A 3659-nucleotide genomic window follows, 5' to 3' on the forward strand; every position below is an offset into this window, starting at 1 on the left:
TGCGGCGCCGCGGATCTTCACCGCGAGGTCGCGCGTCCGCGAGTCGGTCACCGAGCTACCCCTGCCGGTCAGCGGTTCGGCGATCCAGCGGGCCAGCTCCGCAAGGCCGGCCTCGGTGACGTCGTACACCTTCTTGTCCGGCCTGCCGCTCTGCGCGACGACGTCGACGTGCACCCAGCCGTCGTCCTCCATCGTCCGCAGCGTTCGGTAGATCTGCTGATGGGTGGCTGCCCAGAAGTAACCGATGGACCGGTCGAACCTATGGGCCAGTTCGTATCCGGAGCCGGCCTGTTCGCTGAGCGACACCAGAATTGCGTGGGGGAGTGCCACGTCAGGCAGCGTAGGCGCTACCAGCGGTCCTATGCAACTAGTTGCATGTGATCGCCGCGAGAAGCGCGACGGGCGACTAGGCGACTTGTATGTGCAACGTCTAGTATCAGTAACCGCGCTCCACCCTCACCGGGCGGCGCGTCAAGTTAGGACACACTGAGACAGGCGTCCAGGTATGGCCAACGCATACTTGCTTCGGCTTCTCGGGGGTTCCTACCCAGGTCCCAACCCACCAGCGGCCCACTGGACAGGAGAGACATCAGTGACGTACACCATTGCCGAACCCTGCGTCGACATCAAAGACAAGGCATGTATCGAAGAATGCCCGGTCGACTGCATCTATGAGGGCGCACGCATGCTGTACATCCATCCCGACGAATGCGTCGACTGTGGTGCGTGCGAGCCGGTCTGCCCGGTAGAGGCGATCTACTACGAGGACGACGTCCCGGATCAGTGGAACGGCTACACCCAGCACAACGCCGACTTCTTTACCGAGCTGGGATCGCCCGGCGGCGCGTCGAAGGTCGGCCAGACCGACAACGACCCGCAGGCCATCAAGGACATGCCCCCGCAGGGCGAGGAGAGCTGAGCGAAGCGAGGCCGACCGTCAAGCCTCTGTCGGCGTCACTGCCGGTCTTTCCCTGGGACACCCTGGCCGATGTCACGGCGGCGGCCATGGCACATCCCGACGGCATCGTCGACCTGTCGGTCGGCACCCCCGTCGACCCCGTGGCCCCGGTGATCCGGGACGCGCTCGCTGCTGCCAGTTCCGCTCCCGGATATCCGACCACTGCCGGCACCCCGGCGCTTCGGAGCTCCGCCGTGCAGGCGCTGCGCCGCCGCTATGGGATCACCGATCTCGCCACTGACGCCGTGCTGCCGGTCATCGGTACCAAGGAAGTCATCGCGTGGCTGCCGACGTTGCTCAACCTGACGCGCGACGACGTCGTGGTCGTCCCAGAACTGGCATATCCGACCTACGACGTCGGGGCGCGCCTGGCGGGCGCCGAGGTCGTGGCCGCCGATTCGCTGACGCAACTCGGGCCGCGGCTGCCCAAGCTCGTCTACGTGAACTCCCCGAGCAATCCGACGGGCGCCGTGCTCGGCGTCGAGCACCTCCGCAAAGTCGTCGAGTGGGCCCGAAGCCGGGGCGCGCTGGTCGCCTCCGACGAGTGCTACCTCGGTCTCGGTTGGGATCCCGAAAATGTTCCGGTTTCGGTGTTGCACCCGGCCGTCTGCGGTGGTGACCACACCGGTCTGCTCGCCATCCACTCCTTGTCGAAGACGTCGTCGCTGGCGGGATACCGGGCGGGCTTCGTGGCAGGCGATCCCGCCGTGGTGGCAGAACTGCTCGCGGTGCGCAAGCACGCCGGAATGATGGTGCCGACGCCGATCCAGGCGGCAATGGTCGCCGCCCTCGACGACGACGCACACGAGTTGGTGCAAAGGGAGCGCTACGCGCGTCGGCGCGACGTGCTGCTGGCGGCGGTCCGGGGCGCCGGGCTCACCGTCGACCACTCCGAGGCCGGCCTTTATTTGTGGGTGACGCGCGGGGAACCCTGCCGCGAAACCGTTGCGTCGCTGGCCGAACGCGGGATCCTGGTCGCACCAGGCGAGTTCTACGGCCCCCGCGGTGCCCAGCACGTCCGGATGGCCCTGACGGCCACCGACGAGCGGATCGATGCCGCCGCTCGACGTCTCGCCTGAGGCCGCCACGTTCGGCGGAAGGGTTCAGCGCACCCGCAGGCTCAGCGAAAGCAGTAGCCGCAGTTCGGGATCGGCTAGTGAGCTGCCCAAGGTCTCCTCGATTCGCCGCACCCGGTAGCGGACCGTGTTGGGGTGTACGTGCAGCCAGGCAGCGGCCGCGGCGACGTCACCGAAGCTGTCCAGGTAGGCCCGCAGGGTGTCCACCAGTGTCGGATCCTTCTCGCGCAGCACGGCTACGCGCGGGTCGACGAGGCGATCGTCTGCGCCGATCATCGTGACGATTTCGTCGAGCAGCACGGTGGTGCGCGATTCGGCGAGCGACGTCACCTGACCGATGGCACCTGGATGTCGCTCGGCACTGTCGAGAACGCGGTCCACCTCGGCCCGTGCGGTGGCGACACCCGTCAGACCCGTTGGCGGCGTGGCGATCACGGCCCGTAATTCCAGCCCGAGCTCGGCCCGCAGGGCGCCGATGGTGCCCCGGATCCACGACGACACCGCGGACGCCTTGCCGGTGTGCGGGAACAGCACGTAGACCCGCGACGCCCCAGCCACCACCTGGGCATCCCGCCGAAAGGCGCTGGCGCTCAACGCGAGTACGTCGGCGAGCCGCGCGGGTCCTCCTGCTGCGCCGTCGAAGCCGATCACCGCGACGCGCCCGTCGGCGACGATCCCCAGTTCGCGCGCGGCGTCGGCCACCTGCGCGGCATCGAAGGCGACCTCGTGCAGGCCGAGCAGTTCCTGAACCCGCATCGCATGCGTCGACGGGGTGGCGGCGAGTCGGGAGATGATCCGCGCGGCCAGCACGCCTGCGCCGCGCAGCACGTCATCGGCGTCCTCGGCCAGCGGCCGGGCGCCCTCCTGCAGCCAGATGGTGCCCGCGAACACCGGGCCGCGCCTGCGATCGGGCGCCTCGTGATGAATGCCGACGGCGCGGCGCGGCCGCAAGCCGAGTTCTGGCCGGGCGGCCACCCGGACGACGTCACCGGTGGCACGCAGGGCGTCGAAGATGCCTGCCCGGCCGATCCACGCGAGGTGTTCTGGCGGACCGGCGCGGCCGAGGATCGACAGCCGTCGCAGCTCGTCGGCCTCGTCATTGGAGGCCGAGTACGCCAGGACGTGGGACTGGACGTCCTCGATGCTGACCATCCCGTGCGTGCGGTCGGCGATCGATTGGGCCAGCCCAAACAGGTCGGTGCTCGAGTCGAAAAGCGGGTCGGCGCGGTCGCCGTGGTGTTCGAAGACGTGGTCGACGAGGCGGTAGAGCCGCTCCCAACGGGCCCTCGGCTCGACCGCGACGACGGCCGTACCCGCGGCCACCGCGCGTGCGACCACGGCCTCGGACGGCTCCTTGACGAAGATCGCCGTGGGTATCCGCCGAATGGTCTGCTGAACCAGCCAGGCCAGCACGTCGTCGTCGCCGACGCCGAGGATGAAGAACACGTCTGCCGAGCCCGAGCCGACCGCCAGGCCGAGGCGGACGTCGTCGGCGTCGATCAAGGCGGCCGATGCCACCGGTAGATCCAGGCCGCGCGGGGCCTCCACCAAGGTCACCATGGTCGCGTCCAGCGCGAGCAGTAGCTGCCCGAGTCCAACACCGGCAGCCTTCACGTTGGCCGATC

The 3659-nt window shown here is 68.8% G+C and carries 4 protein-coding genes; 2 read left to right on the forward strand and 2 right to left on the reverse strand.

Annotated elements, in window-relative coordinates; genetic code table 11:
- Positions 1 to 330, reverse strand: a 330-nt coding sequence (locus tag QOD90_RS09365; RefSeq protein ID WP_526348917.1) for a PadR family transcriptional regulator, incomplete at its 3' end; no start/stop codon positions are given.
- A gap of 262 nt (positions 331 to 592) precedes the next feature.
- Here QOD90_RS09365 and fdxA point away from each other — a divergent pair.
- A complete protein-coding gene (gene fdxA, locus QOD90_RS09370) occupies positions 593 to 919 on the forward strand; it encodes a ferredoxin (protein WP_526348919.1) in 327 nt (108 codons plus the stop codon).
- 26 nt (positions 920 to 945) lie between these two features.
- Positions 946 to 2037 (forward strand): succinyldiaminopimelate transaminase, encoded by a 1092-nt coding sequence (gene dapC, locus QOD90_RS09375; RefSeq protein WP_526348921.1) that lies wholly within the window; start codon positions 946 to 948, stop codon positions 2035 to 2037.
- A 24-nt stretch (positions 2038 to 2061) separates the two neighbouring features.
- On the opposite strand, the gene QOD90_RS09380 is transcribed toward dapC, so the two are convergent.
- A complete protein-coding gene (locus tag QOD90_RS09380) occupies positions 2062 to 3648 on the reverse strand; it encodes a PucR family transcriptional regulator (protein ID WP_526348923.1) in 1587 nt (528 codons plus the stop codon).
- Positions 3649 to 3659: the final 11 nt, after the last annotated feature.

Source organism: Mycobacterium sp. (assembly GCF_032161845.1).
GTDB lineage: Bacteria > Actinomycetota > Actinomycetes > Mycobacteriales > Mycobacteriaceae > Mycobacterium.